The sequence below is a fragment of the Paenibacillus sp. FSL R7-0198 genome, assembly GCF_038000415.1.
In the GTDB taxonomy this organism is placed as follows: Bacteria; Bacillota; Bacilli; order Paenibacillales; family Paenibacillaceae; genus Paenibacillus.
Genome location: NZ_JBBOCB010000001.1, coordinates 5,140,072 through 5,165,389, shown reverse-complemented (window position 1 = coordinate 5,165,389; position 25,318 = coordinate 5,140,072). Strand labels below are relative to the sequence as shown.

Sequence of the window (25,318 nt, the reverse complement as noted above, 5' to 3'; positions counted from 1 at the left end):
GAGTTCACCTTCTTTTTGTTATCTGTTATATATCAAGTATAACAGCTATAACATAAGTGAGCAATATGTATGAGAAAAAAGCCGCATAACAATGGCGAGGGCAAACTTACCTGACCCTTCACCATTGATATGCGGCTTATCCTGTTGAGCTTATCGATGTGATTCAAGAACAAATATTAGTAGTGGTACATGACAGCGTTGTATTTCAAATTCCATTTAAGTTTCAGTCTTATCTTCGACAATCCGATAATGGATTTTGCGAACTATAATTTTCAGAATCATATATAGGGGAATCACGATGATCATACCCAAGATATTTCCCAAGTCAGCACCCACGAGCAAAAGGATAACGGTAGTCAGTGGATGAATATCGAGCTGTTTGCCATAGACATAAGGTGAGATCAGGTTATCCTGAATTTGCTGTGCGATTACAATGATGACCAGTGACCAGATCGCCATCGAAGGTGATTCGATAAACGCAACAATGACAACCGGAATAGCTGCCAGCAAAGCACCCACATAAGGGATGAAGTTCAGAATAATCGATACAACAGTCAGCAGCAATGCGTAAGGCAAACCTAAAATGAGAAAACCGATGTACATCAGAATCCCCAAGGCTACATTAACAATAACCCGGCCAACAATATAGTTGCTTAGTGCTTCATCGATCTCATGGACGGTTTCTTCCCCATCCTTTCGATAATGCCTTGGCAACAATAAGGTCAGATTCGTTCCAAACTTGCTGCCTTCCTTGAGCATGTAATACAACATGATCGGGAACGTTGCCAGAATAATAACCAGATTGGATACCACGGAGAATAACCCGGAGACATAATTGGTTACTTGAGTGATCCCTTGGCTCAGAACATCGGATAATCGTGAGAATAGATTGGAATCATCAGGCAGGTATCTGGATACAACATTGCTCTTTTCAAGTGCATTCAACTGATCGCTGAGTGAAGTAACCAACGCTGGAGCATTCTCCACGAAATTCATTAATTGTTCACGCAGGGAAGGCCATACAAGCACACTAAAACCTGCAAGTATTAATGCAATTACGACGTAAATAATCAGAACTGATAATGCACGCTTGATCTTATGCCTTTCCATATAATCGACGAGCGGACGCAGCAGATAATAGAAGAAACCGGCAATCAGCAGCGGAATGATGATGATGTGAATCAGTGAGGTCAGGGGGCTGAAAATAAAGTTCACTTTTTCCCCCAGATACACGATGAGCAGCAGCAGAATAATCGCTGTGCATATGCGGTAGAACTTGTTATTTATCAAGAAACGTGATCCCTCCATGCGCTGCTCTGCCAAAGTGACTGCGGCGTTCATATGTATATCTAGTCATTTACTTATGATACTAAGTACCCTTAAATGACAGTCATGCCACAGGCGATGTTGAATATACCCTTTTTTCTTTCCAAAACAGCATTAGAGCAAAAAAAAGAAGCAGGCGTTAGCCTGCCACATCTCTTTTGCTGAATACAACCCAGGAAATCACCATGAAAATAACGTAATACACCGCCAGAACTGCAATAGAGAATCCCAGTGTCATTCCTGCACTTGGACCACCCATTAACGCAAAATCCGCCCCGGAGGTCATGTATTTGCTAAGATCCATGTTGTTGAATAGAACATACTTGGCCCACTCATAACGGACCGGATTGAATATGAGTGAGAAGATACTCTGTGAGAACATAATGAACAGGGACAATCCAATCGCAAGTGCACCTGAACGAAATACGGAGGACACCATAAAGGCAATCGCAAGCGTAATGAACAGATCAACGTACAAATATCCCCATAACGTCAGAGCATTCGTAGCCGGACTACTGCTTCCTCCCGGCGCATCATGCGAGAAAAGGATATAAGACGTTAGCATGGCCATCACGATGACCAGCAATGTACTGACAATACTGAAGCCAATGACGGTCAGATATTTGGAAGCGAGAACTTTGCTTCGTGACCATGGACGGATCAGCAATAGCTTAATGGTTCCCCAGGTAAATTCGCCCGCGACCGATTCCGCTGCAATCACGACACAGAAGATCGTGTTCAGGAAAAACGTAATCTGGATGGTCGTTACAGCCGCTTCCCAGTACAACACTTCATTGGACCCCATGCCTTCTCGCAGTAACACTGGCATTAATAGCGAGATCAGCGCCAGAATCGATAACATAATCCAGGTACGGGGACGACGGAAAATTTTCATATTCTCATTCAATATCAGATTACCAAAACTACCCAATGCCTCCACCCCCAGTGACTTGCAAGAATTGTTCTTCCAGGGTGTGAGTCACGTTACGAATACCGTATACCTGAAACCCTTCGCTAACCAGCTTGGCATTGATATCCGGAATCTGCTCACGAGACACCCGCATCACCAGGACATTGCCCTGTACGACAGCACCCTGAATCAGATCCGCAGCGCGGTCTGCATCATTCAGCTCAAAAGCAACTTCGATTAATGCATCCGAACCAGCTTCAGCCCGAAGGTTTCTTACATCAATCAACTTGCCATTCTGGATGATGGCCACCGTATCACACATCAGCTCCATCTCTGACAACAAATGACTGGATACAAAGACCGTAATACCTTCCTCTTGGGTGAGCTGACGCAAATAATCTCTCAGTTCCCGTATACCCTGTGGGTCCAGACCATTAGTCGGCTCATCCAGTACAAGCAGCTTCGGTTTATGTAATATCGCTTGCGCGACACCCAGACGCTGGCGCATGCCCAGTGAATAGGTTTTGACCTTATCGTGAATACGAGCCGTAAGCCCCACACGCTCAATCGTTTCCGCAATGCGTTCTTTTGTAACTCCCGGCGACATGCGGGCAAAGTGAACGAGATTCTGGTACCCGGTCAGAAACTTGTACATTTCCGGATTTTCCACAATAGCTCCTACCTGGGCTACCGCCTTCTCAAATTCATTCTTCACACTGTGTCCCGAGATGAAAATATCACCTTTACTGATGGACATCAGTCCAACCATCATCCGAATCGTTGTTGTTTTCCCCGCGCCATTAGGTCCTAAAAAACCAAAAACCTGCCCCGGAGAAATATCCAGAGTCAGGTCGCTGACCAATGATCGGGAGGATATGATTTTGCTGACGCCCTGAATCCGGACGACCGGCTCCTGCTGCATTCAATCCCCTCCTTCATGGACGAGCATATACTTCATGCCCGTTTCTCATATGCACATAGTGTATCATAATCTTTAGTATATTGTCCCGCAAACTGGGATTTCCCCTGACGTTTCGCTTCAACTACACACGCTTCACAGCATCCAAGCGGCATTTCACTCCGGTAGAATCCGGTGCGAAATACGTGATTGCCTCCATTGCCCTCTTCCTTCATTTCGACAGAGCTTCTAGCGACCGACACAATCATCCCACAACTGACACAGTAAAAGCGGCCCGTTTCGATCAATGATATTCCTTCCCCTCACAAGGAGCTTAGAAGTCCTTGTTATTTGTCGTTAGACGCTGAAAATTGATACATTTTGTATCTATCTCGTAATTTACTTGACACCGGGACTGTTGTCAAGGCTTTACAGGCATAAAAACAAGAAAAACACAAAAAAAGCTCCATAAATGCGACAAAAGTCTCGCATTTACAGAGCTTCATGTAAGGTAAATGATACAATTCGGTGCAACGTATGGGTTAATATTATTTCCTGATCAGTCACTATTGTCGACCTGCGAGGTATCCTCATTTTTCTGATTTGGATAATACCAGAGTAATGTCCACTCATCGCCATCCTCTACAAGATAACAGGTCTGCACAATATCGAATTGGCCAAAGGTACCTGAGTACTTCTGGGTGACCTGGATTCTGTAGGCTTCAGAAAATGGCTTAACGCCATCGATCACCGTTACATCAAACTCGCGCTCCGGCTTTTCCATCTCCAGCTCAAACGTTTCCACGCCAAAGTGCTGCATAAATATATGTGCTCTGTTCTGTACGTAAGCACTCTTGGGAAACCGCTCTTTCATTATGGGATGAAAGAGTTCCCACGAACTGCCGAAGTCACCCGTCTGCTCGTATTTGTAAAACTCTTCGGCAACAGCTGCAGCTTCATCCGGTGTATCTGCACGAAATAAATACGGAATGGTTCTGCCGATCAACCATAGTAATATTAGAATGATCGCGATGAAGCCAATCTTCTTGAGCAAAGCATTCCTGTTCCTTCTTCGCAGCATGTCTTCGCCCTCCTTGTCCTACTCCATACTTATGATGGTTGGAAGACAAGTAGAAGCAGGTTCTGAAGACAGCATTTCCTGGGAAATCACTTATCCTGAATTGAAGCACGCCTTTTCTTTAAGATCCTGCGGATAATGAACTGAAGTCCTGCATATATGGCAATTCCACAGCAACCGCCAAGCAAGTCCACACCAACATCACGTATTGTGCTTGTCCGGTTCGGGCTGAACTGCTGAATATACTCATCAATGGATGCGATGATAAGCACCATAGCGAGAGCAACAACAATACAAGTCATGATGCGGATTCTCCTGTATCGCAGCCCGCCATACACAAGCATGGCGAGCACAGCGTATACAAATAAGTGCGCACTCTTGCGAAAGATGAACTCAGCAAAATCATACGGTCGCTGCTTCAGGGAATACTCATACTCCCCATATGTGAATTGAATATCAGGAAGTACGAAGCCAATCTGCACTCTTTGGGACCATTTATGAAGCCAAGGCTGAATGTCCTGCTGCTGAGAAGATTGGGTAGACATCGACCAGATGACCAGAATCCAGATCACAATCAGTAACAGAGCTATAAGAAATCCGTACGTTCTTCGTACATGCTTTTGTCTCGTGCGCCCGGAGCCCTCCTCCATCATTTTGATCTTCACCACTTTCATATCTCTCTCGTTATTCTATGGATCCAACGTACATGCCTCTGCCATTTGTACCTACATATACCTGACCATAGATTTGGCGGTCTGCCGCCATAATTTGCGGTTCATTACCTAACCCGATTCCAGCCCCTAAAGGACCTATATTGTTCCAGGTGGCCCCCATATCATCTGAACGGAAGAATCCATGCACGTTATTTACGGTTCCATATACATAGACAGCTGGAACAAAATTACCAGGCTTAGCTTTTCCAAAAGCAAATAATTTGGAATTCTGCACACCCTGGACCTTGGAAAATGTATTTCCCGAGTTCGTCGATGCATATAATCCATCGGTTCCCAAACTTACCCATACGGCATTCGCTACGCCAGGTGCAGCCTCAACTTTAATAAAGCTCGTATTGATATCCGTATTATATGGAAGTCGAATTGCATTCGCTTTGGACCAGTTGGCCCCTGCATCTGTTGAGCGATATAGATAACCGGCAGCATACATATAAAATTTATATCCATTGATACGATCGGCAGCCAGTGGATGATTATAAGAGAAGACCATATTCCCCCCAATGGCCTGAAAAGGGGCACCATTCATATTTTGCCATGTTGCGCCACGATTCGTGCTTCTGACCGGATTACCCGTCTGAGGGTAATAGACAATTACATTCGGATTAATGGCCGAGTAAGCGACCCTCCCCAGGATGGAGCCAGCCGGAACATTCATTGGAGTTACGGTAACTCCGTTATTGGAAGAGACAAATAAGCGTGTGGTCGTACCATACCAGTCACTGCTTCCGAGAAATATCATGTAATTCGGATTTGCCTCATGATAGTCAATACTCACAATTTCTCGCATACCTGCGAGCGGAATTTTATTAAGAGGAACATTATTTACATTGTCATGTCTAAATCCAACCTGATCCGTTAGACCACTAAAGAATGAAACACCCTGAGGCGGTGTAGATGCAGTGAGTGCGACAACTTCTTCATGACCATCGGTAATGGCTTCCCAAGTACTCGCCGTATTACCAGTCAATCCATTGGTACCATTGATATTTTCCGTCTTGTACACGCCAAACCAGTCTGTAGCGTATACGGTGCCCGGGTTATGTGGATCGAACTTGATACTGGATGTTGCTGAGAAAAACATATTGGGTGTCCACCATGTCGGTTTGGATACCAGCGTTTTGCTCACTGTTGTCCAACTCTGTCCGCCATTAACGGAACGATACAGTGGCAGATTATCTCCGCCTGTTCGAACGGCTGCCAAGATATGATTATCGTTAGTGGGATCGATGGTGATCCCATAATAAGAAGAGTAACTGGAACTTGGCGTGATATTCGTCCACTGCACACCATTGAACTTGTAGACACCCTGATTATCAGTGGTGACATATAACGTTCCGTTCTTCGCCACAGTCATACGGGCAGGATATTCGGGACTTCTCCCGGTAAGCTGCCAAGTGGTTTGCCCATTGCTTCTTGGCGCTTTGCTATAGACACCAATCCCGCGAACCCCTGCATAGACAACCTGACCTTGCTTTGTCACGGGATTCAATCCATAGGCTACACTCCGTATACCCTCACCGGACAAACCATTCGGTACATCCCACACCTTGCTCCACGTGGCTGCACCGTCACTGGAGGTGTATAATCCATCATATCGTGTACCGACATGCAGATAATTAGAGTTCGTTGGGTTAACGGCGATGCTCTCTCCCATGGCTCGATGGATATTTCCATTCGATTCATTCCGAAGATTCAGTCCGGTTCGAATCCAGGTCTCTCCTCGATCTGTGGATTTCAGGATATCGCTTGGCCCCACATTCCCGTACTTACCTGCCGCGATATACACGACATTGGGATTTTGCTGATCCAGCGCAATGCCATCCACACCGTACAGATTGCTGTCCTCATCGTCAAAATGATCAAGTAGCGGGATCCAATCTCCTGAGGCTGCATCCAATCGGTAGGCTCCTCCAACGTCAGTTCGAGCGTAAACCAGATCAGGCTCAGTCGGATGAATGACCACGCCTGTAACGTACCCCCCACCACCAATGGGTATATTTTTCCATTGATAGTTTTGAGCTGATTGAACAACGTTTGTACTTGCGGGTATCATGAGCATATACATGAGTAGCACAATCAGGGATAATTTCAATAGCCTGGAGATACGCATCTGGTTCACCGCCCTATCTAATCATTTTAAATGTTCTTCAATCAACTGATGTATCCTGTCTCGTTCCGATTGTTCCACGATATAGTAGTACACTCCGTCTATTTTCTTGCCCGTGCCCTTGATCTCAACAGACTCAATATGATCCAGTACCGAGCGGTAATTGGAAAACATCTGCTTCATTTCATCAAAGGTAACGTCGGTTCTCACATGTGCACTGACTTCGTCCAGCAATGTCTCCAACTGCAACACGTTGGATACTTGAACCGTATTCTTCAGCACTTGTTTGATAATCTCCCGCTGACGGTCATTACGCCCGAGATCTCCCTTCGGATCATCATAACGCATTCGCGAAAATCCCAAAGCTGCTGCACCATCCAGATGAATATTTCCTTGCGCAAACTGATACCCCTCATAGTCGAATGCGAACGGATTATTCACATCCACTCCACCAACCATGTCAATGACCTGTGCAAAGCCCTCCATATTTACTTTCATGTAGTAATGTATGGGAACGCCAAGCAATTGTTCCACGGTTTGCACAGACATGTTAACGCCACCAAATGCATAAGCGTGGTTGATCTTATCCTCCGTACCATGCCCTACAATACTTGTTCTGGTATCTCGGGGGATGTTAAACATGAGGACAGAATGCTTTGCAGGGTTAACACTTAATACAATCATGGTGTCAGAGCGTCCCCGATCATTGGATCGTTCATCCACACCCAGAATCAAAGCATTGAAAGGTTCCTCATTCTCCATGTCCACAGGGAAATCTCCCCCGCCCCTCTGGTCAACAATAGATACCTGCTTGATGGGTTCCCGGGGTTCATACATTTGATCTGCCGCTGATTTAACATGCAGATACAGATACACAGAATATCCAATCATGACAACTGCAACAAGGGAAATGGCACCTAATGTTATTTTGATCCCGCGTCTCATGGTATAGGCCTCCGTTAGATGACTGCCGTTTTTCTTCCATCTATATTGGTTAAACCCGGACGACCAACGGAGTAGTATTGGAAGGACGTAGCTTGGATCTGATCTTCTCCGTAGATGTTTCTTCCATCAATCAGGATGGGTTGATTCATATGGGCTGCCAACTCGGTCAGATTGACCTCCATGAACTCTTTCCATTCGGTCAGAACACAGAGTGCATCTGCGCCTTCTGCCGCATTCAAGGCACGCTCTTCCCACGTTATGGATGGGGAATCCACCTCTTTGCGGAAGTTCTCGGTAGCAATGGGGTCATACGCACGAATCACTGCTCCCTGCTCAAGCAAACGCTGAATGATCTCAATGGCCGGAGCATCACGAACATCATCGGTATCCGGCTTGAAGGCGAGCCCCCAGATCGCAATCTCCTTGCCTTCGAGTGAGCCCAACGCGTCTTCCAGTTTGCGAATGACGTTGAAGCGTTGATCCTTGTTCACTTCCACTACGGATTTCAACAGTTTGAAGTCATAATCCACATTACCTGCAATTTGAATTAGAGCTTGTGTATCCTTAGGGAAACAGGATCCTCCATAACCAATGCCTGCCTTGAGGAAGGAAGCACCGATTCGTTTGTCATATCCCATCCCCTCAGCAACGCGGCTAACATCTGCGCCTACTTTTTCACAGATGTTAGAGATTTCGTTGATAAATGAGATCTTGGTTGCCAGGAACGCGTTGGATGCATATTTAATCATTTCTGCCGAGCGGATATCCGTAACGATAATCTGATCGGTTAATGGCTGGTGCAGCTCCTTCAGTGTGGCAACCGCCCGTTCGCTATGTGTGCCAATGACTATCCGGTCAGGATACAGTGTGTCCTGCACAGCAGTACCTTCCCGCAGGAACTCAGGTACCGATGCCATATCGAATGGATGATTCGTCAAACTGCTGATCCATTCCTGAATCCGATCGTTGGTTCCGACAGGAACAGTGCTTTTAGTCATTATTATTTTATAATTATCCATATAAGAACCAATTTCTCGCGCGACAAGCTCAATATAGCTCAAATTCGCTTCGCCATTCGGCAGGGACGGCGTTCCGACCGCGATGATAATAATATCCGAACGACTGATGGCATCCTGAATGTTGGTCGTGAAGGTCAGCCTTCCTGCTTTCATATTGGCATTCATAATGTCCTTCAGGCCTGGTTCATAGATCGGCACGTGACCATCCGTCAGCATATTCACTTTTTCCACATTATTGTCGACACAGATCACGTTATTTCCCAGTTCCGAAAAACATACGCCTGATACCAATCCCACATACCCTGTGCCAATCACCGTAATATTCATTCCATAATCTCCCCCATGTCCTAATGTGTTGGTTACGCGTGCTTCACATATGTCTGAACAATGTCCTGCCATTCGGTAGACACTCTAACGATATCTTCCTCGATCAGCTGGCTGCCGATCTGCACTTCGATGATGTCGAGCTCCGTAACGGCTCTGACGGAATGAAGCATACTGCGGTCAATGACGACCGTATCTCCCTGCCCGATCATTCGGCTCTGTCCATCCAGAATCAATTCCCCTGTTCCCGATACAACCGTCCATACCTCATTGCGGAGCAGGTGATATTGATAACTCAGGTTTTTCCCGGCACTGATGCAGATTCGTTTGGTGAGCACCTCGCCGCCGGCTTCGTTTCTTGTATAATCCAGAACTCGGTAGCACCCCCACCTACGCTCTTCATACATGGGACGTTGATCCTCGTTCTTCAAGATTTCCTTGATGCGTGGACTAGCCTCTTTGTCACTAACCAGAATGCCATCCGGACTTACGGCCACCACCACATCTGACAGGCCCAATATCGCGACCGGAATGTTCAATTCATTGACCAGGTGAGTATTCAGGGAATCTCCGGTGATCCAACCTTTTCCCACAACCGAGGTTCCCATCTCTTCCGTAAGTGTGTTCCATGTGCCCAGATCTTTCCAAAATCCGTCATAAGGAATGGCAATAATCTGATTCGCCTTCTCGACAACCTGGTAATCAAAGCTGATCTTATTCAACCTTCCGTATTGCTTCAACATCTCGTCATACTGGATCGGTAGTTCCATCTCAATCAGCAGATTGATCAAATAACCCAGCTTAAAAGCAAAAACCCCGCAATTCCATAATGCGGCCTGCTCCATCATGAGGACCGCATCGGATTCGCAGGGTTTCTCCTGGAACTTCGCTACATTCACGTATTCATTGTTATTTTCACTGGAAGTTTGGGATTGTGGGATGATGTATCCGTACTTCTCTGACGGATACGTCGGCACAACGCCCATTAAGGCCAGATCGGCACCTGACTTATCGAGCATCTCCGGCAAGGTTGCCAGCACTTCGAAGAATTCTTTTTCAACAAAGGGATCTACCGGCAACACTGCAATCGTCTCATTCAAACTCACACTCTCTACGGAATACAGATAGGAGGCTGCCAGTGCAATGGCAGGAAACGTATCTCTGCGCTCAGGCTCCACGACCAGTCTCACATCGTCTCCCAGCTGAGAAGTCAGAATCTCGACCTGTGGCAAACTGGTTGCAATCAGTGCCTCTGATGCAAGTCCCGCATGATTCAGCTGTCGCCATACCCGCTGTACCATGGATTCGGGACTTCCTTCTGGTCCATGAAGCACTTTGAGAAATTGCTTGGACCTGGAATCATTGGATAACGGCCAGAGACGCTTGCCAGAACCGCCGGATAACAGAATGCTTCTCATAAGGCTGCACCATCCGACAATACGACCTTGCTTGCTGCCTTGCCGGTCTCCGTTTGCTTGGTATAGGTGCTGGTCTGATTGGATTCGAGTTTGCCTGCTGGATTGCTCTTGGTCCAGGCTGCATAATAATTCGAGTTCTTGCCATATGAATTATCCAGCAGGATATTCGGTTGATCCAGAAGACAGGCCAGAATATGTCCATGCAGACGGGATGTTGTGATGGTTTGGTATTTATTGAATTCCTTAATGGCCGTATGTACCATCCGATCAGAGTATTTGTACCACAACCAGCGGGCGAAAGAGCTGCCTTTCCCTGACTTCAACCGGGATGTAATCATGCGAATGATCTTCCGGTCTACCCGGTTGTACAATGTCTCCCAGTCTTTAAACGTAGCCTTGGGTCCACTGACGGATTCGTAATGCACCTGATTCTGAGTCTTCTCAATGTCTTTACGGAAGAAATATAACATCTCCGCAGTAGGCTTGCTTTTGGACTTCAGAGGCCACAATTGATGCGCCATATCCGGGGATAGATACACATTGGTTTGTTGAAATTCTTTACTGGCTATCTCATAAGATAAGGTATCCCGGACAAAAAAGTGCACATCCTTATGACGGCTAAATACCTGGGCTGTCTTTTTCAATTCAATATCACTTTTATAAAACATCGTCTGAGGCAGAATCACAATCCGGTGATTTGGATGCTGGGCAATCATTCGTTCTCTCAGTTTCTGATGGGCAGGGTACAGATCACCAAAGTTACCTCCACCGTGCAACACAATTGTGATGCCTTCCGGAACCTTGAGAGACAAAGGGCAATCCAGAATGCTGTATCTGGCACGTACTTGAATATCATTGTCCCGGAAGAAAGCTTCAGTACCTTTCATAATCAACAAGTCGCCACCATTGCTATGCACCGGGTAATCCAGATAATAGATCTCGGTACGCGGTGGAATGACCTTCAAAATCTGACGTAAATGTCCCTTCAACTCTTCCATTGGATGAATAGTGTTAGTGCCCAGCATCTCCATCTCCTCCTTGGGTGACTCTTCTTCTTTTTTTGTTTAACCGTTCATAGAGAAACGGCAGATCTTCCTTGTCATAGAACATGGCGGCGAACTTCACCTTGAATACAATCTTCATCGCGGCCACAGTGACTACCATGCGTACAATGGACCCGATCAATAAAGCAATCGCAATTCCGTTAAGCCCCCATAGCGGGGTGAACACAAAGAACAAGGCCACCGTCACCGAGAGTGCAATGAGCTGTCTGATCATCACCAGCCCTGGCCGACCAAGTGCATTGAATGCAGATGCCAGAATCCATGAACCCCCACCAATAATGCATTCCACAGCCAAAATATAAAATGCGACACTCGCTTCCAGGAATTCGGAGCCAAACAGAAGACCCATCAGGTAGTTCCCCACAAACATGGTGGGTATCACAATGATCATCATGACCATAAGCGAGATGCGGAAGGCTCTGCCGACCGTTCGAATAATCTGCTCTTGGGGCAATCCGGTCACTTTCGGGAAAACCACATTGCTAATCGCTGTTTGAACAGCATTGTAGATTCTTGATAACGCAAATACGACGGAATACAATCCAAAATCACGCGGGGTGAGCAAAGCCAAAATAATGATTTTATCGAACTGGGTATACAGCGTTCCTAACAATTCAACACCATACACCTTGCTGCCATAACCAAAAAGCTTCTTGGCTGAACTCTTGTCCACCCGATCCTTGAACCATCTCAGTCTCAATTCATTGCGATTGGCATAGATAGCCCATGCCACCACGGAGAAGCTGGTTACAAAATAGATTGCAGCCGCGAGCTGAATGCTCAGCATGCCCAGGCCCCATAACACAAAAAGCCCGCCTACATTAAACAGGGGGATCATTAATCGAATGCCATTATAGACAGCGAATTTCTCCCGACTCTGCGAGAGAGCTGATATGAGGTTTATGACAATAAGAACCGGAACGGTAGCAATCGTATACCATCTGGAGATCTGCACAACCTCCGGCGGGAAGCTGGAGAGCCAGAAGGGTAAGCCAAACCAGGCCACGATACCAATGATGATGCACACCGGAACCTGAAAAAGAAAGCTTAACCGAACATACTGTGCACTCTTCTCGGTTGCGCTCTGTTTGATGTTATAAATGATAGACGTGGGTAGTCCGAAACCGACCAATCCGGTTAATAGCGCAGGCCAGAACAGGATGGCCGAGAATGCGCCCTTTCCCTCTACACCGAACATGCGTGACGTCAAAATGGAAGACAGCATCGTCAGTGTCATGACCAGCAGATTGGTTCCACTTGTCTGAAATATGGCACTCATTAAGCCGTTTCCTCTGAATACTTTGCGAAGTGCAACTTGCGCCATAGCGATCCTCATCCCTTACTGTTTTGACGAAGCGACCCGACGATCATGCCGTTTCGATAACATACTTTGGCGAGCTGACGTGTGAAGCGATCTGCATTATAAATGTAGATCAGCGCCGTAGTGATCCCTTGCGCCAGCTTAATGCCATGTTTGGCTGTCCGCACAACACCACGATCCTGATCACGAATGGCATCACTCACACCCTGCCAATAGATTCGGCGCAGAAACCAGTTCTTCGTCGTTCGCTCTTTGGCTACTTTATGTTGTACAGCGCCATACGGCGTGTAATATACCTTGAACTTTGTTCGGATTCTTGCAATTAACTCACTCTCTTCACTGGAGAGAAGATTGTTTCCCACTCTGCCAAGGTCTTCACGGAAGGGTGCCAATTGATCAAAGACGGATAAACGAAAAGCCACATTCGCACCAAATGGAATATACGGGCTTTTCATTTCAGTGACTTCATCTGCAAAATCCAGAATGGTGAACAGTGACCTGTTCTCAGGTGGAATCCACATCGGCTCAGGCACTTCCCAGATCGGATCAATCTTGCCACCGACACACCCGATATTTTCATTCATCTCAAATACGCTAACGATCTGGCGAATCCAGTCTCTGCAAGCAAAGGCATCGTCGTCAAGAAACAGGATATACTCGCCGCGTGCCTCGTGAATGGCCCGGTTACGGGCTACCGACAAGCCTTGCTTTTCTTCCAACACATACCGGATCGAATGGTTCTCATGCTGCAAGATGGTTTGCAGTACGATTTCCCGTGTGTTGTCTTTCGAATTGTTATCAATGAGTATGATCTCATAGTCGCTGCTTGCGTAATTCTGTTGTATTGCACTTCGTATCGCCTCTACCGCATCATATGCACGGTTATACGTACAGATCGCCACGGTTACCTTCATCATTTCATCCCCATATTTTTCAATTAGGTCCACCCTTTGATCTGCACTAACTGGAGTACAGGGTAAGTGTCCTTTGGGCAATCACTGGCCAATCCAACCGCTCTAACGCTTTGACAAAACCACTGCCTTCCTGAAACTCCGATTGTTTCAAACGAATCATATTCATTGCTTTAAGCAATCCATCCGGGTCCGAAGGTTCATAGAGTACTGCACAATCTTCGGGCAGGTATTCCTCCAACAAGCCAATCCGTGGTGCCACCACCGGTTTGCTGAAGGTCAATGCCAGAATGGCACTACCCGAAGTTGCAATTTGCTTGTATGGAAGAATGATCGAATCGACCGCATCAAAATAGTCCGAATATTCATCATCTTCAATAAAATGAAAATGGGTATGAATATGTCCGCTCTCGAGAAATTCTTCACCGAGATCGTAGTCCTTCACTTTTTTACCGGCAATCAACAGATGGGCCTGATCTGATTCCAGCTCCTTGAATGCCTCCAGCAAATCATCCACACCCTTGTACGGCGACACCTGACCGAAGAACGCATACACATAACTATCCTCCGGGATGCCAAACCGGGAGCGGATATTCACGCCTTTCCCCTGATACACACCCTTGTAATGCCCATGCGGAATAACCTCGATCCGGCTGGAATCAATCCCGAACGTTGAACAGATCTCAGAGATCAGGGGTTTGCCCATGACAATCAGCTTGGAGCAATTTCGGACCAGTATTTTTCTCATCCAGTAATCGAACCGCGTTTTACCGCTGTTGTGAGGCCAGATGTTGTGCACCGTCCAGAACAATTTGACCCCGCGCAAGCGTGCAAAGGCAATCATCAACACATATAAAATGGATTTGATTACGGTTGACAGCACGGATGAACCTCTGTAATAGAAGCTGGGCCAATGAAAATGCAGCACATCATTTTTTCTCAGTTTGAGCAGATCTTTTTTGGTAAACTGCTTTACTTCCCATCCCTTGTTCTCAATGGAATCGGATAACAGCTCATTGAATTTATTGTTCTCAATCATCTTGGGCAGCATATACACCGTCGGATTTTCCATCCAGGCACCTCTTACTTTAGTTTCATTCGCACAGGTTCCTCTGTATACGTTCCCACTGCGCGTCTTGCATGAAATCTCATTAGAAATCCTTGCATCATAATTTTGGTATTACGCTTGAACAGCACCCAATCTTTCCACCAGGGATACAGCGACAATGCTTTTTTCAGATAAACATTATTGCGAAGTGTATTTCTCGACCATTCGAGCATTCGATAATGGTGTAATTGACGGCGCTTCTGTTCCTTGGACATATCGTTGTAGTATTTCAAAATAATCTTGCGTTGGCCTTTGTACTTGGCTGTTGTAGAGGTTGAAATGCGCGGTCCACTATGGATATTGATATCCACCAGCGGTTCTTTCACATTCACGGCGATGTAGCCTCGCTTCAATATGCGCAGATAGAAGTCATAATCCTGGGCGGATGTCAGATTCTCGTCGAATCGAACTTCACGGGCAAGAGAAGTAAGCACCATGATTTTGGACGTTTCCCCGATCCAGTTGAATGTAAGCAGATCCTCATACCGCACAACATCTCGAGGTTCTACCGACAATTTGCGTTTGACCACCTGATGCTGCTCATTCGTATATGCGAGATACTTGCTGCAAAAGGTAAATGATTCCTTTGTTCGTTCTAGCACTTCCGCTTGGGTTTTGATTTTGTCGGCCATCCATTCATCGTCATCATCCAAGAATGCAATGTACTTGCCATTGGCATGGGATATCCCCACATTCCGTGCATGATTGGCTCCTTTCGGATACGGAACCCGGATGTACCTAATCCGCGAATCTTCCCGTGTCCAAGCCTGACAGATTTCCGGCGTCTGATCTTCTGAACCATCATCTACTATGAAAATTTCCAGATACGGATGTGTTTGCTCACGTACACTTCTCAACGCATTTTTCAATAACTCGGCCCGATTATGGGTCGTAATGATGCAAGATACCAAGGGGTTCATTTCATCACCTTTTCCTGTTCACTAGGATACCTTCACTTGAAGTGCATCATATATTCCTGACAATCTGCCTACGAGAAGATTCATATCGAACTTATCCGATATAATCTCTCTGTTATGTGAACCCATTCCCGCTCTAACCTCTTCATCCATGATGAGATATTCCAGCGCTGATGTCAGCCCGTGCACATCTCCCGGCTCGATTAACAGCCCATTATGACCGGATGTAATCACTTCGGGGATGCCTCCGACGGTGGTCGATATAATGGGCAAGCCACAATTCATTGCTTCAAGTATGGCCATAGGTAATCCCTCATGATAAGAAGGCAGGACCAGTAGATCCGCTTCCCGCATCAGCTTTTCCTTTTGCTCTCCGTTAATCCAGCCGAGTACATTGACACGATCCTCTATTCCATACTGCTGCACGATTGCTTTGACCTCTTCGACTTCACCATCCCCTGCCAGATTAAAGGTAGCTGTAACGCCCAGCGCCTTCAATTGCTGAATGGACTGAAGCAGATCGTAGACTCCTTTTCGCTCACCGAGTCTGCCCATGAAGAGAGCATTAACGGCTGCCTGTTGTTCTCTCACAAACGGTTCTTTGACAAAGACCCCGTTATAAAGAACCTCAATCGCTGTCTCCGGCACAATCGTAGCAAAGTATTCTTTCCACGTCTGGGACAAGACAATCAACTTATCTGCCTGATTCAGAATGTAGTGACAATACTTGCGCTGCAGAGCAAATTGATTGTAGAAATCATCAAAGCTGGCCGCATGAATATGCAGAATAACTGACTTTCGAAACAACTTTCGTGCCGTTAGCAGAAATAGAGACTTCCGATAAAAGCTCCCGTTGTTCGCCATATGAATATGCACGATATCCGGCTTAAACGTGTACAGCTTCATCCAGAATTGAATGAATCCCCGTATAAAAATAAGCAGCCTTGAGAATACGCTGCCCGTGATATACGTTTCGACCCGCTGCATAGCATACATTTCCGAGATCGAAGAATCCTCAATGTTTTTGATGACACTCACAATTCCGCCCATATCCTTCAAGGATGATCCAACAACCAATACTTTTGGTTTCATGATAGACTCCTTTTTTTCATGGTTAATCTTCATACCTCTTACAGACTGTTCACGTAATTTTTAATGGATGAGATCAGATCAGACTGTTTTCTCACATAGGGCTGGAACGTCAGCTCCTCTATGCAAGGAACCAAGTTTTGTAATTCAGCCTGACTCTCCGCGACGGCCACATAGCCGTTATCCTGAAAAACTTTGGAGATCTCAAGCTGATGGTCATCCACATGCTCGCCCCATTCTTTCCGGCGTGGAATGACAATAACCGGCTTGCCACGTTCAAGACAATTTGTAATGGAGCCAACACCCGCATGAGAGATAATGCATCTGCTGCGCTCCACATATTCATTCATCTCTTCCTGCGTGAGGAAAGGAATCACAGTGAAATTTCGCGGCTGATATTCGGTATATCCAGATTGGGCAATAACCTCTTCTTCAATAATTCCTGCCTCAATCGCCTTATCAATAAGCTCAAACATCCGATTGAAGGGAAAACGCTGGGTTCCAACGATAGCAAATATCAAAATAAAGCCCCCCTGTATTTCGCATTGGGATAGCTATCCTGCAACGTTTCCCATTGGATGAAGAACTCATCCGAGATTTTGTACATCAATCTCCCGGTTGCACTGGAGGAATAGATTTTGGCATAACTTTCGATATAAATCAGCTTGGCACCGAAGATTTTACCGATGAGGCAAAAAGGGTAGGTAGCTCCCGCCCCTGTTGTAATGATCACCTTTGGACGCTCGCGCAGATATAAAAAGAATGATTTGAAAATGTTAGCCATAAAAATCAGCAAAAACATCGCATTCTTACGCTCTTGCTGCATTAAAAAGTATACTTTACCCTGAGACGAATCTACTTTTCTGCTTTTGTTCTTCTCGGTAATCAGGAAATAATCATGTTCTTCAACCGCAGGAATAATTTTGGTTAATTCATCAAAATGACCGCCTGTAGAACTGATCAAACAGACCTTCATGTTCTAATCTCCTTTGAAAAGGATACGTCCTTGGCTCGCTGTATCTGTATATCCACTTCTGCTTCAGCCCCTGACTTGGAATGAACTCCATTTCCCGTAGCATATAACGCGTTCAGGAAGATACAGAATGGAGCAATCAGATGAACCGTGGACAGGGTATTGTCAAAAAAGGAATAGGTCAGGAAACCGATAATCATTCCGGCAAAATACAACCGGATCATGCCGCTCAACCGGAAGTACACGGCCCGGAACACCAGCAGCAGCGATAGAAACAACAGGATGGCTCCAACTAACCCGCCATCGTAATAAAAACGAATGTATTCATTATGCGGAACGACGAATCCAGAAAAGATACTTCCATCATTCGCTACGAGGGTTGAGCCGAGTCCGCGTCCAAATATCGGATACTCATTTGCTTTGCCAATAAAATAATTCCAGGCTACATCCCTTCCCGACAAGCCTTTGCTCTCTGACCTCATCTCATAATTGTCCCACTGCGCTATCACCATATAGGCCACAGCGACAACAAACAGAATGAGAGGAATAATGGCACTGACTCTGCCTTTGATGAAGGCTTTCAGTTGATCAAAAAGATAGACCAGTATAATCGGAATAAGCGCAATAAGCGGCCCCCTTGTTCCCGTCTGGACCAGAATGACCAGATGTGTCAAGGTAAGCATGTAATACAGAACAACCTGATGGCCTTGCTTGATCTGAATCAGACAGACGCAGATTGAGATAAAACACAACATGGCCAGATGCGCGGCGATGTTAGCTCCCTGTAACCGGGTTACACCCGACATCTCCAGGTTAGTAATGGACAATATGCCGGCGAGTTGCAGAATATAACCACCAGCAAGACTGAATAGTGGCAACCATGCGAGTACACGTATAATACGTTGACTGATCTCTCTTGAAAAATGGGGCATCAGCAACAAAAAAGGAACAATGACTCCCAGAAATGCCTTGAATGGATCGAGCGGACTAACCTTACTGGGCAGATCAGATAGAAAATAACTTTCCACAAATAAAAACCCAATCGCCAGTGCAGGATAGATCAGATCTTTGCGAATACCAAAGCGTAAAAAAAGAGAGACCACAAAACCCAGAATCGCCAGCTTGTAGAAGGACAGCGAATCCAGTCCTGCCAGATGAATGCTAAATATTTTATCAATGGACAATGAAAAACTTACAATGAGAATCATAAAAATCCAGCTGGGCTGTTTAATATAAACGCCCAGCAGAATCACAGCTATGAGTGCAACAACCGAGACTAGCGGAAGATAGATTGCTGCGAAGACAATTACCAGCGAAAAAAGAATGATATTAAACGACTTCATATTCAATGCAGCAAGTATACCGGTCTTTTGCATATCTGCTATGCCACCTCAAAGCCAGAATCGTGTTTCAAAACGCATCCTTCGAACCTATCAGCACCTTGAACGTTCTGAAGATAATTTTGATATCCACCATCATGCTGCGCTCACGGGCATACGTCAGATCCAGCTCCACCATTTCCTCAAAACCAACACTATTTCGACCGCTGACTTGCCATAATCCCGTACATCCCGGGATCATCTGAAGGCGTTGTCTGTCATAGGAAGTGTAGTTCTTCACTTCTCTGGGCAGAGCCGGTCTGGGTCCAACGAGACTCATCTCTCCTCTGAACACGTTCCACAACTGAGGCAGCTCATCCAGACTGGTTTTCCGAATGAACTTGCCAATTCGGGTAATGCGGGGATCATTTTTCATTTTGAACATATTCCCGTTCACTTCATTCTGATCAATCAGTTGTTCCAACAGATCTTCTGCATTCGCAACCATGGACCTGAATTTGTACATGTGAAACTCTTTTCCATTCTGTCCGACCCGTACCTGACGAAAAAAAACAGACCCCTGCGGGGCCTCGATTTTGATCAGTAATCCGATGACCGCAAACAAGGGGCACAAAATGATCAAACCTATGAAAGAACCCAGCAAATCGAGCATTCTTTTCATAAATAGATACACTTTATCCGCATTTTGTCCTGACATCGTTGATGCATTGTACCCCAGACTTGGGTCCATAACAATCTCCGCTTCCTTCGATTGGGGAGATGGACTCATTCAAACTCCCCCCCGGCTGCATGTTCTACCGACTCTTTTTCCAGAATCTGTTGCAGAGCTTGCAGCATTGGAATTCTAAGTTCCTGTTTTTGCAGAGCGAAGTCGATGGTTGTCAAAATGAATCCCAGTTTCTCGCCCACGTCATAACGCACTCCCTCGAAATCGTAAGCATACACTCCTTGTGTCTCATTTAAACGCTGAATCGCATCTGTTAATTGAATCTCTCCCCCTTGACCAATCTCTTGTTGCTCCAGATGTTCGAAAATCTCTGGACTCAGTACGTATCTCCCCATAATCGCCAGGTTGGAAGGCGCTGTGCCTTGGGCAGGTTTCTCTACGAACCTGAGAACCTCTGTCAAACGGCCATCCGATTGAAGCGGGTCCACAATGCCGTATCTGTCTGTTTGTTCAGCAAGTACGGTCTGTACGCCAACAATGGAATGTTGAACCTGATCATATTGATCAATCAATTGTTTGGTGCATGGAACTTCCGATACGACGATATCATCTCCGAGCAACACGGCAAAAGGTTCGTCACCGATAAAGTTACGTGCACACCAGACAGCATGACCAAGTCCTTTGGCCTCTTTTTGTCTTATGTAGTGGATATCCACGTTAGAGGATTTGCGAACCTCTTCAAGCAGGCCCAGTTTCCCTTTTTCCAGCAAGTTGTGCTCCAGTTCAAAAGCGTTGTCGAAATGATCTTCAATTGCCCGCTTCCCTTTACCGGTTACGATGATGATGTCTTCGATTCCAGAGGCAATGGCTTCCTCAACGATATATTGTATAGTTGGTTTGTCCACAATAGGGAGCATTTCTTTGGGCATCGCTTTTGTGGCTGGCAAAAATCGTGTACCTAGTCCAGCTGCAGGAATGATTGCTTTTCTCACTTTTTTCATAAATACCACCCTATCCTCTTTTTTTTTAGTTTGATAAAAGTTGAACCAGGGCATCTAACCCGTCCTCACGTCATACCTTCGACGATTAACGTCTAAGGTTCATTGAACCCACAGCATGACCGAGTGCCTACAGTGATAAAGGTGCAGTAGACATTACCTGTTTACTTGGGAGCATTGGATGGAAGGTTTACTTCTCTCCGTAACCCACCGGAACTGCAACGTTTTTGATATTGTTCAGGATTGCGCCCAGGATTCGTGCATTCACATGCTCCAGAGCAGCCTTGGTCTTCTTCACCAGTTCCTTCTTGACCTTGCCCGAGTTCACAACCAGCAGCACACCATCACACAGCGAACTCACAATGAGTGCATCCGTTACAGCGAGCACCGGCGGTGTATCAAACATGATGACATCATATTGATCCTCTAACTTCTCAATCAGCCTTTTCATCCGGTTGGAACCGATCATCTCGGAAGGGTTCGGCGGAATTGGGCCAGAAGTGAATAATTGGAGATTGTCGATGTAACTCTCTCTAAGCACGTCTTCCACACTGTACTGATTAGACAGCACACTGCTCAGACCGATATGATTCGGTACGGAAAACACCTGGTGCAAGGAAGGATTACGCAGATCCGCATCGATCAGCAGAACTTTCTTGCCTTCCTGGGCATAGGTTACCGCCAGGTTGCTAATGGTCGTTGTTTTGCCTTCGCCGGATTCAGCCGAAGCCACCATGATTTTTTTGATATGACTGTCGATTGAGGAGAACTGAATGTTCGTCCGTAATTTACGGTATCCCTCCGAGATCTGAGATTTGGAGTTAAAATAGGTCACCAGACTGTTATTTTCATTGGTTAGCCGCGACATATTTGCCATCCCCCACTTTCTGTTGAGATACGTAATTTTTCGTATTTTTCAGATCATCTTTTTTCATTTTGGATATCACTGTAAGCACAGGCAGGCCCAGCTCTTTTTCAAGTTCAGTTTCGGATTTGAATGTGTCATCCAGATAATCCATCAGGAATACAAGTGCAATCGCGAGCACAAGACCTGCGAACAGACTGACAATGATGCTTAATGTGGTTTTCATATTGATTGGAGATGCGTTACTATCCACTTTTGCTTCACTGAGGATAGCCACATTATCGATTTTCATGATTAGGGGGATTTGAGATTGGAACACGTTGGAGATGGCATTGACCGTTTTTGCGGCTTTTTCGTAGGTAGTCCCTTGTACAGTTATGCTCATCACTTGGGATTCGCTGGCTGTAGAGACGGAGGTGCTATTCATGAGCTGAGCAGAGGTTAAGCCTAGGTCTGGATACGTGGTAGCGACTTTATCCATAATGGCGGAAGATTTAATAATTTCTCTGTATGAGTTAATGAGTTTGATATTGGTTTGAATCATGCTGAAGTCCATCATCGCCTGGCCTTGAACGTTAGAGGTCTGGTTCACGATCAGTTTGGAACTTGCCTCATAGATGGGCTGGGTGAAGAAAATGCTTTTGACCCCTGCACCCACACCGGCTATCAAAGCAATTGCAACAATCAACCACAGTTTCTTTTGTAAGAGTCGAAAATATCCTTTCAGTTCCACTTTCATTCCTCCTATACGTTGTGATCTATCTATGTAACTACCAGATGGACAGCAGCCATTTGCGAGGTTTCCAGCGTTCTGTGACCAGACACGAATTCGATAGAATGTGCGACGCATTCTCTGCCAGCCTTTTAACGGCTTCGGCTCCAAATCGACGCTCGATGGCCCGCTCTCCTTCACTTATGGCAAATGTCCTTTTGCACGTATCATGTGCATCTGATGAAATGAAATGAAACCCGTTTTCTTTGCAAAAATGAAAACACCACTGCCGAACTTTCCATCCGAAAAGCCCAGTGAAAGATTGAGCTGTGAGCTGACATAGCCCGCCTTGACTCAAGTAATCAGCCAACAACTTTGGCTTCTTCAAAATGACACGATTGCGTTCCGGATGAGCAATAATAGGGGTAATTCCCGCTATTCGTAATTCATGCAGTATCCTGGGGAACTGTGAGGGAATATGACCAAAGGGCAGTTCCAGCAACATGTAACGACTTCCGGCGAGTGTGCAGCACTTTCCTGCATATAAGTCTCCAATCAGGTTGTCATGCACCCTGATTTCCTGTCCGGGACGGATCTCCAGGCGAATGTTGCGTTTGCGAAGTTCTGCATGGAGCAGGTTCACGGCCTGATTGACCACCATCGGTTCATTGTTGTATTGCCCGTTCAGGTGATGCGGAGTAGCAATAATGGAGGTAATTCCTGAGGCTGCCGCCTTCTCAGCCATCGCAACGGACTGCTCCATTCGAACAGGACCATCATCCAGGCCGGATAATATGTGGCAGTGCATTTCAACCATATCCAAACTTCCTGAAATAGTATGAGCCCCCTCGCCCCTTTATTCATTGCGCAAATGCTTTTGGTGTTAAAGAACTAATGCATAACGCTATGAAATATAGTAAAATGGCGTTAAGTACATGTTTTGTTCAGAAAATGTTAAGAATCGACTTGGAATTATATGGTGAAATCAATGTAATGATAGGGTTCCTGCTGAGTCTTTTGCTCTGTTGCCTTTTCATACTGAAAACGGGAAACCGCGGGAAACTGAACTTCAGTAAGCATTGTGTTTAACTGTCCAGTTATATATAGTTTCTGTTCGTGCTGAATATGCAAGTTTGAATGATACATTGTGAGCTCTCCGAAGGGCTGTTTCCATTGCAACCTTGCGTGAAGTCTTACACATACATGATGATCTTCAACATCCAAACCAATGAGCATTTCTGATGATACCGGCAAGTTCAGGTCGCTCAGGAAGGTGATTGCTTGAGTGTCCATTCCAAGTAACAGAACAGGGCGTCTTTTGCGGTCTACCATTTTCCCATGAAACTCCTGAATGTACATATGGACATTTAATTTCATATCAGCCCATTCCTGAATTATTGAATACATGGTTTCATTCCTTTAGAATGGATTAGCCTACATGGACTGCCTCTACTTCCTTCTCACAGGTATATGGTCCAGGCAACAAGGAGATACTTAAAATATTCCAAATGATACATTTTGTAACTCCATACGTCCAATTTACGATACAATACGTATCATGTCAAGCGGTATTTGGACATGGTTCTTTTGATTTACGACAATTTGAGATGTCCTTAGACAGACCTATTTACAAATGGAAATGGGTTAAAGGAAACACATGAGGAGTTACTCTTTTGCAGGAAAGCTGCCCTGATCAAACACTTGGCTCAGGATTGTTTCAATATATATTTGATGTCGTTCAGGGGGAAATAGCTTATGAGCTACGGAAATCGCATTGCTGAATTACGGGAACAGCGGGGACTTACTCAAGAAGAACTTGCGAGCTCCATTCATATCACCAGAGCTGCTCTCTCCCACTACGAAAAGAACCGTCGTAAACCGGATTTCGAAGTGTTAACGAGACTTGCTGACATCTTTGAGGTGTCTATTGATTATCTTATAGGACGTACGAAGCAAAGCGATGTCGTGATGGATGAAGACGTACGTGAATTCGTTGATACCTTGGAGTTATCGGATAAGGAAGTGTTGGAACGCTTCGATCTGATGATTGATGGGAAGTCCTTAACAGAAGAAGAGGCACGTCGTTTTATTGCGTTTGTCCGAATGGAACGCAGTATGGACTAAACCCGAAAAGAGGACCCAGTTCCCGAGAGATAACCTCTCTGGCTTCTGGGCTTTTTTTGTGTCTTAATTCCCTTTCATTCCATGCTTGTCTATTGTGTCAAGGACGCTTGTTGTTGACGGAGGATACGAAATGGGTCCAACGCTCCGGGTCGATTCCGCATTGCAGTAAAACTTTCATGATGTCCATCTGGGTTGCTTCGACTGGTTTACCTGTCGGCCTACGATCGTCCCTGTTTGGATGCTTCATATTCATTCCGCTAACCTCTCTTATCTTTATACTTTCCCTGCCCTCCAAAACTAGCCTTATTATACTTGAGAACGTTCTTCGATGTTGTCGTCTCATGGCGATAACGTTTTTTGAAGGGGTTCTAATTTTGTCGAAAGCAAAATAGGAGCAATATGGTGCCGGAATGGCAACCACATTGCTCCTATTATTCTTAATACAACCTGTTCATGCACTTATACCTTTG

Annotated in this window: 27 protein-coding genes; 1 reads left to right on the top strand and 26 read right to left on the bottom strand. The window is 45.6% G+C overall.

Annotated features, from left to right (window positions below; translation table 11 throughout):
• Positions 1 to 216: 216 nt before the first annotated feature.
• The 25 genes from MKY87_RS22370 to MKY87_RS22250 all read right to left on the bottom strand — a co-directional run bounded on the left by MKY87_RS22370 (position 217) and on the right by MKY87_RS22250 (position 24,101).
• A complete protein-coding gene (locus MKY87_RS22370; protein ID WP_081745953.1) occupies positions 217 to 1,290 on the bottom strand; it encodes an AI-2E family transporter in 1,074 nt (357 codons plus the stop codon).
• A gap of 175 nt (positions 1,291 to 1,465) precedes the next feature.
• Positions 1,466 to 2,257, bottom strand: coding sequence for an ABC transporter permease (locus MKY87_RS22365; protein ID WP_338591987.1), 792 nt, complete (start codon positions 2,255 to 2,257; stop codon positions 1,466 to 1,468).
• Complete coding sequence (locus tag MKY87_RS22360) at positions 2,250 to 3,158, bottom strand: ABC transporter ATP-binding protein (protein WP_047841976.1); 909 nt, start codon at positions 3,156 to 3,158, stop codon at positions 2,250 to 2,252. The genes MKY87_RS22365 and MKY87_RS22360 overlap by 8 nt, the downstream gene beginning before the upstream one ends.
• A 32-nt stretch (positions 3,159 to 3,190) precedes the next feature.
• Positions 3,191 to 3,442 (bottom strand): hypothetical protein, encoded by a 252-nt coding sequence (locus tag MKY87_RS22355; protein WP_143023589.1) that lies wholly within the window; start codon positions 3,440 to 3,442, stop codon positions 3,191 to 3,193.
• 251 nt (positions 3,443 to 3,693) lie between these two features.
• Positions 3,694 to 4,215, bottom strand: a complete 522-nt coding sequence (locus MKY87_RS22350) for a hypothetical protein (protein WP_340966272.1) — start codon at positions 4,213 to 4,215, stop codon at positions 3,694 to 3,696.
• 86 nt (positions 4,216 to 4,301) lie between these two features.
• Positions 4,302 to 4,886, bottom strand: coding sequence for a VanZ family protein (locus MKY87_RS22345; protein ID WP_340966271.1), 585 nt, complete (start codon positions 4,884 to 4,886; stop codon positions 4,302 to 4,304).
• Positions 4,887 to 4,896: 10 nt separating this feature from the next.
• The gene (locus MKY87_RS22340) at positions 4,897 to 7,038 is read right to left on the bottom strand and encodes a WD40/YVTN/BNR-like repeat-containing protein (protein ID WP_340966270.1); all 2,142 of its coding nucleotides are present in this window, start codon (positions 7,036 to 7,038) and stop codon (positions 4,897 to 4,899) included.
• 39 nt (positions 7,039 to 7,077) lie between these two features.
• A complete protein-coding gene (locus tag MKY87_RS22335; protein ID WP_340966268.1) occupies positions 7,078 to 7,998 on the bottom strand; it encodes an LCP family glycopolymer transferase in 921 nt (306 codons plus the stop codon).
• 14 nt (positions 7,999 to 8,012) lie between these two features.
• Complete coding sequence (locus tag MKY87_RS22330) at positions 8,013 to 9,344, bottom strand: UDP-glucose dehydrogenase family protein (protein WP_340966267.1); 1,332 nt, start codon at positions 9,342 to 9,344, stop codon at positions 8,013 to 8,015.
• Between the two features lie 32 nt (positions 9,345 to 9,376).
• On the bottom strand, positions 9,377 to 10,759 hold the full coding sequence (locus MKY87_RS22325; RefSeq protein WP_340966266.1) for a sugar phosphate nucleotidyltransferase: 1,383 nt from the start codon (positions 10,757 to 10,759) through the stop codon (positions 9,377 to 9,379).
• Positions 10,756 to 11,784, bottom strand: coding sequence for a polysaccharide pyruvyl transferase family protein (locus tag MKY87_RS22320; RefSeq protein WP_340966265.1), 1,029 nt, complete (start codon positions 11,782 to 11,784; stop codon positions 10,756 to 10,758). Before MKY87_RS22320 ends, MKY87_RS22325 begins: the two co-directional genes overlap by 4 nt.
• Positions 11,771 to 13,147: a lipopolysaccharide biosynthesis protein gene (locus MKY87_RS22315; RefSeq protein ID WP_340966263.1), complete on the bottom strand. Its 1,377-nt coding sequence runs from the start codon at positions 13,145 to 13,147 to the stop codon at positions 11,771 to 11,773. Before MKY87_RS22315 ends, MKY87_RS22320 begins: the two co-directional genes overlap by 14 nt.
• Before the next feature lie 8 nt (positions 13,148 to 13,155).
• Entirely contained in the window at positions 13,156 to 14,061 is a 906-nt protein-coding gene (locus MKY87_RS22310) for a glycosyltransferase (RefSeq protein ID WP_340966261.1), read from the bottom strand.
• Positions 14,062 to 14,104: 43 nt separating this feature from the next.
• Positions 14,105 to 15,127, bottom strand: coding sequence for a glycosyltransferase (locus MKY87_RS22305; RefSeq protein ID WP_340966260.1), 1,023 nt, complete (start codon positions 15,125 to 15,127; stop codon positions 14,105 to 14,107).
• Positions 15,128 to 15,138: 11 nt separating this feature from the next.
• Complete coding sequence (locus MKY87_RS22300; protein WP_340966258.1) at positions 15,139 to 16,083, bottom strand: glycosyltransferase family 2 protein; 945 nt, start codon at positions 16,081 to 16,083, stop codon at positions 15,139 to 15,141.
• Between the two features lie 21 nt (positions 16,084 to 16,104).
• Positions 16,105 to 17,172, bottom strand: a complete 1,068-nt coding sequence (locus tag MKY87_RS22295) for a glycosyltransferase family 4 protein (RefSeq protein ID WP_133386716.1) — start codon at positions 17,170 to 17,172, stop codon at positions 16,105 to 16,107.
• A 38-nt stretch (positions 17,173 to 17,210) separates the two neighbouring features.
• Positions 17,211 to 17,690 carry a PssE/Cps14G family polysaccharide biosynthesis glycosyltransferase gene (pssE, locus tag MKY87_RS22290; RefSeq protein ID WP_340966253.1) on the bottom strand — a complete coding sequence of 160 codons (480 nt, stop codon included), beginning with the start codon at positions 17,688 to 17,690 and terminating at the stop codon, positions 17,211 to 17,213.
• Positions 17,687 to 18,145 carry a PssD/Cps14F family polysaccharide biosynthesis glycosyltransferase gene (gene pssD, locus MKY87_RS22285; RefSeq protein WP_249911547.1) on the bottom strand — a complete coding sequence of 153 codons (459 nt, stop codon included), beginning with the start codon at positions 18,143 to 18,145 and terminating at the stop codon, positions 17,687 to 17,689. The genes pssE and pssD overlap by 4 nt, the downstream gene beginning before the upstream one ends.
• On the bottom strand, positions 18,142 to 19,518 hold the full coding sequence (locus tag MKY87_RS22280) for an O-antigen ligase family protein (protein ID WP_091033850.1): 1,377 nt from the start codon (positions 19,516 to 19,518) through the stop codon (positions 18,142 to 18,144). Before MKY87_RS22280 ends, pssD begins: the two co-directional genes overlap by 4 nt.
• Before the next feature lie 34 nt (positions 19,519 to 19,552).
• Positions 19,553 to 20,251 (bottom strand): sugar transferase, encoded by a 699-nt coding sequence (locus tag MKY87_RS22275; RefSeq protein WP_091033853.1) that lies wholly within the window; start codon positions 20,249 to 20,251, stop codon positions 19,553 to 19,555.
• Positions 20,248 to 21,150: a UTP--glucose-1-phosphate uridylyltransferase GalU gene (galU, locus tag MKY87_RS22270; protein WP_091035105.1), complete on the bottom strand. Its 903-nt coding sequence runs from the start codon at positions 21,148 to 21,150 to the stop codon at positions 20,248 to 20,250. Before galU ends, MKY87_RS22275 begins: the two co-directional genes overlap by 4 nt.
• A 187-nt stretch (positions 21,151 to 21,337) precedes the next feature.
• Positions 21,338 to 22,015 (bottom strand): CpsD/CapB family tyrosine-protein kinase, encoded by a 678-nt coding sequence (locus MKY87_RS22265; RefSeq protein ID WP_091033856.1) that lies wholly within the window; start codon positions 22,013 to 22,015, stop codon positions 21,338 to 21,340.
• Positions 21,996 to 22,751: a YveK family protein gene (locus MKY87_RS22260; RefSeq protein WP_235193748.1), complete on the bottom strand. Its 756-nt coding sequence runs from the start codon at positions 22,749 to 22,751 to the stop codon at positions 21,996 to 21,998. Before MKY87_RS22260 ends, MKY87_RS22265 begins: the two co-directional genes overlap by 20 nt.
• Positions 22,752 to 22,782: 31 nt before the next feature.
• Positions 22,783 to 23,541 (bottom strand): tyrosine-protein phosphatase, encoded by a 759-nt coding sequence (locus MKY87_RS22255; RefSeq protein ID WP_133386712.1) that lies wholly within the window; start codon positions 23,539 to 23,541, stop codon positions 22,783 to 22,785.
• 155 nt (positions 23,542 to 23,696) lie between these two features.
• Positions 23,697 to 24,101 carry a hypothetical protein gene (locus MKY87_RS22250; RefSeq protein ID WP_338591932.1) on the bottom strand — a complete coding sequence of 135 codons (405 nt, stop codon included), beginning with the start codon at positions 24,099 to 24,101 and terminating at the stop codon, positions 23,697 to 23,699.
• A 378-nt stretch (positions 24,102 to 24,479) separates the two neighbouring features.
• Between MKY87_RS22250 and MKY87_RS22245 the strand changes: the two genes are divergently transcribed.
• Positions 24,480 to 24,848: a helix-turn-helix domain-containing protein gene (locus tag MKY87_RS22245; protein ID WP_017690127.1), complete on the top strand. Its 369-nt coding sequence runs from the start codon at positions 24,480 to 24,482 to the stop codon at positions 24,846 to 24,848.
• Between the two features lie 97 nt (positions 24,849 to 24,945).
• On the opposite strand, the gene MKY87_RS22240 is transcribed toward MKY87_RS22245, so the two are convergent.
• Positions 24,946 to 25,101, bottom strand: a complete 156-nt coding sequence (locus tag MKY87_RS22240; RefSeq protein WP_221819112.1) for a hypothetical protein — start codon at positions 25,099 to 25,101, stop codon at positions 24,946 to 24,948.
• Between the last annotated feature and the right edge of the window lie 217 nt (positions 25,102 to 25,318).